This window comes from Myroides odoratimimus (assembly GCF_001485415.1).
Classification (GTDB): Bacteria; Bacteroidota; Bacteroidia; order Flavobacteriales; family Flavobacteriaceae; genus Flavobacterium; species Flavobacterium odoratimimum.
The window spans coordinates 1-4,246 of sequence record NZ_BCMQ01000060.1 but is presented as its reverse complement, the minus strand read 5'-3'; the positions used below and the strand labels follow the sequence as shown (position 1 = coordinate 4,246).

1 protein-coding gene is annotated in these 4,246 nt (G+C 35.7%); it reads left to right on the top strand.

The genetic code is table 11. From position 1 onward, the window contains the following. A partial coding sequence (locus tag MODO_RS19410) for an MBG domain-containing protein (RefSeq protein ID WP_162264459.1) occupies positions 1–4,246 on the top strand: 4,246 nt, incomplete at both ends.

Genomic DNA, 4,246 nt, shown 5'->3' with positions numbered 1-4,246 from the left:
TAAGTGGTAGCTCTAACTATACGCCGATGCCTTATACCCTATCTGCTACACTATCAATTACTAAAAAACAAGTAGAACTACCATCCCTTGATAATGTATTCTTTGAACACAAAACAGAAACGTATACTGGTGAAGTAATTGCTATAGAAGCGACTAACCTTCCTAATAACGTAAGAGTTTCTTATGATAAGAACCAATATATTGACGCTGGTACATATCAAGTAGTAGCTTCATTCTACTTTAAAAATATCTTACTAGGAACTAAGTCAGCTACACTGACTATCGAGAAAGCACGTATCACGGGAGTCAAGTTTAGTAAAAAAGAAGTAACCTACGATGGTAAAGAACACGAACTGCTATTAGAAGGAGAACTACCTAAAGGAGTAATTGTTACCTATAAAAACAACAGAGCGACTAATGCAGGTACATATAAAGCTTCTGTAAAATTAGAAGGAGATAATTACATCACAAGTACCAGATCAAACGAGCTAATCATACTACCTGCTGATATCACTCAACTAGTAGAGCTAAAAAGTGAGTCATTTATATACGATGGTAAGTCGAAGTCACTAATAATTACAGGTGAAGTACCTCAAGAACTAACACTTACTTATACTAATAATACACATATAGAAATAGGCAATTACACTGTCACAGCAACACTAAGTGGTAGTGATAACTACGCACCTATCCCTTATACATTATCTGCTACATTATCGATTACTAAAAAACAAGTAGAATTACCTTCTTTAGAGGGGATAATCTTTGAACACAAAACAGAAACGTACACTGGAGAGGCTATTTCAATCGAAGCTACCAACCTTCCTAACTTAGTTACTGTAAAATACAGCCTAAATGAGTACATCAACACGGGTGTTTATCAAGTAATCGCTTCCTTCTATTTCAAGGACATCTTACTAGGAACTAAGTCAGCTACACTGACTATCGAGAAAGCACGTATTATGGGAGTCAAGTTTAGTAAGAAAGAAGTAACCTATAATGGTAAAGAGCACGAACTACTACTAGAAGGAGAACTACCTCTAGGCGTAACTGCTACTTATAAAAACAATATTCATAAGAATGCAGGTACATATAAAGCATCTGTAAAATTAGAAGGAGACAATTATATCACAAGTACTAGATCAAACGAGCTAATCATATTACCTGCTGATATCACTCAACTTGTCGAGCTAAAAAGCCAATCGTTTATATATGACGGTAAGCCAAAATTACTAGCTGTTACAGGTGAAGTTCCTCAAGAGCTAACTCTTACTTATACTAATAATACACAGACAGCAATAGGGAATCACACAGTAACAGCAATATTAAGCGGCAGTACTAACTACACGCCGATGCCTTATACCCTATCTGCTACACTATCAATTACACAAAAAGAGGAAGAATTACCTTCTTTAGACAATGTAATCTTTGAACACAAAACAGAAACGTATACAGGGGAGGTTATTTCAATTGAAGCTACTAATCTTCCTGACTTAGTAACTGTAAAATACAACCAAAATGAGTACATCAATACTGGTGTTTACCAAGTAGTAGCTACCTTCTACTTTAAAGATATTCTACTAGGAACTAAGTCTGCTACACTAACTATCGGAAAAGCACGTATTACGGGAGTGAAGTTTAGTAAAAAAGAAGTAACCTACGATGGTAAAGAACACGAACTACTATTAGAAGGAGAACTGCCTCTAGGAGTAACCGCTACTTATAAAAACAATATTCATAAGAATGCAGGTACGTACAAAGCTTCTGTAACTTTATCAGGAGACAATTATATCACAAGTACTAGATCAAATGAGCTAATCATACTTCCTGCTGATATCACTCAATTAGTCGAGCTACAAAGTGAGTCGTTTATATATGACGGTAAGCCAAAGTCACTAGCCGTTATAGGCGAAGTCCCTCAAGAACTAACGCTTACTTATAAAAACAACAAGCATACAGAAGTAGGGTATCACACAGTAACAGCAACACTTAGTGGTAGTTCCAACTATACGCCAATGCCTTATACGCTGTCTGCTACGTTATCGATTACTAAGAAGCAAGAAGAATTACCTTCACTTGACAGTGTAATCTTTGAACATAAAACAGAGACATATACAGGAGAGATTATATCAATTGAAGCTACCAACCTTCCTAACCTAGTTACTGTAAAGTACAACCAAAATGAGTACATCAACACTGGTATATATCAAGTAATAGCGTCATTCTACTTTAAAGACATCTTACTAGGAACTAAGTCAGCTACACTAACTATCGAGAAAGCACGTATTACAGGAGTCAAGTTTAGTAAAAAAGAAATAACCTACGATGGCAAAGAGCACGAACTTCTATTAGAAGGAGAACTACCTCTAGGCGTAACAGGTACTTATAAAAACAATATTCATAAGAATGCAGGTACTTATAAAGCTTCTGTAAAATTAGAAGGAGATAATTACATCACAAGTACCAGATCAAACGAGCTAATCATATTACCTGCTGATATTACTCAACTTGTCGAGCTAAAAAGTGAGTCGTTTACATATGATGGTAAGCCAAAGTCACTAGCTGTTACAGGTGAAGTACCTCAAGAACTAACACTTACTTATACTAATACTACACATACAGAAATAGGCAATTACACTGTCACAGCAACATTAAGTGGTAGTGATAACTATACACCGATGCCTTATATGCTGTCTGCAACTTTATCAATTACAAAGAAAGAGGAAGAATTACCTTCTTTAGACAAAGTGATTTTTGAGCATAAAACAGAGACGTACACTGGAGAGGCTATTTCAATCGAAGCAACGAACCTTCCTAACTTAGTTACTGTAAAGTACAATCAAAATGAATACATCAATACTGGTGTTTATCAAGTAGTCGCTTCCTTCTACTTCAAGGACATCTTACTAGGAACTAAGTCTGCTACACTGACTATCGAAAAAGCACGTATCACTAGAGTGAAATTTAGTAAGAAAGAAGTAACCTATAATGGTCAAGAACATGAACTTCTATTAGAAGGTGAATTGCCTCTAGGCGTAACCGCTACTTATAAAAATAATAAGGCTACTAATGCAGGTATCTATAAAGCTTCGGTAAAATTAGAAGGAGACAATTACATCACAAGTACCAGATCAAACGAGCTCATCATACTTCCTGCTGATATCACTCAACTTGTCGAGCTAAAAAGCCAGTCGTTTATATATGATGGTAAACCGAAGTCACTAGCTGTTACAGGCGAAGTCCCTCAAGAACTAACACTTACTTATGCTAATAATACACATACAGCAATAGGCAATCACATAGTAACAGCAACATTAAGTGGTAGCTCTAACTACACTCCGATGCCTTATACGCTGTCTGCGACTTTATCAATTACACAAAAAGAGGAAGAGTTACCTTCTTTAGAGGGTGTAATCTTTGAACATAAAACAGAAACATATACAGGAGAGACAATCTCAATTGAAGCTACTAACCTTCCTAATAACGTAAGAGTCTCTTATGATAAGAACCAGTATACTGACATTGGTGTTTACCAAGTAATAGCTTCATTCTACTTCAAGGGCATTTTATTAGGAACTAAGTCTACTACACTGACTATCGAGAAAGCACGTATTACGGGAGTCAAATTTAGTAAGAAAGAAGTAATCTACGATGGTCAAGAACACGAACTACTATTAGAAGGTGAACTACCTCTAGGCGTAACTGCTACTTATAAAAATAACAGAGCGACTAACGCAGGTACGTATAAAGCTTCTGTAAAATTAGAAGGAGACAATTATATCACAAGTACCAGATCAAATGAGCTCATCATACTACCTGCTGATATTACTCAATTAGTGGAACTAAAAAGTAAATCCTTTATATATGATGGTAAGCCAAAGTCACTTATAATATCAGGTGAAGTTCCACAAGAACTAACACTTACTTATACTAACAATACACACACAGAAGTAGGTAACCATACTGTCACAGCCACACTAAGTGGTAGTAGTAATTATACACCAATGCCATATAGAGTATCTGCGACTTTATCAATTACTAAAGTACAAGAAGAATTACCTTCTTTAGACAAAGTGATTTTTGAACACAAAACAGAAACGTACACTGGAGAAGTAATCTCGATTGAAGCAACTAATCTTCCTGACTTAGTAACTGTAAAATACAACCTAAATAAGTACATCAACACGGGTACATATCAAGTAGTAGCGTCATTCTATTTCAAGGATATCTTACTAGGAACTAAGTC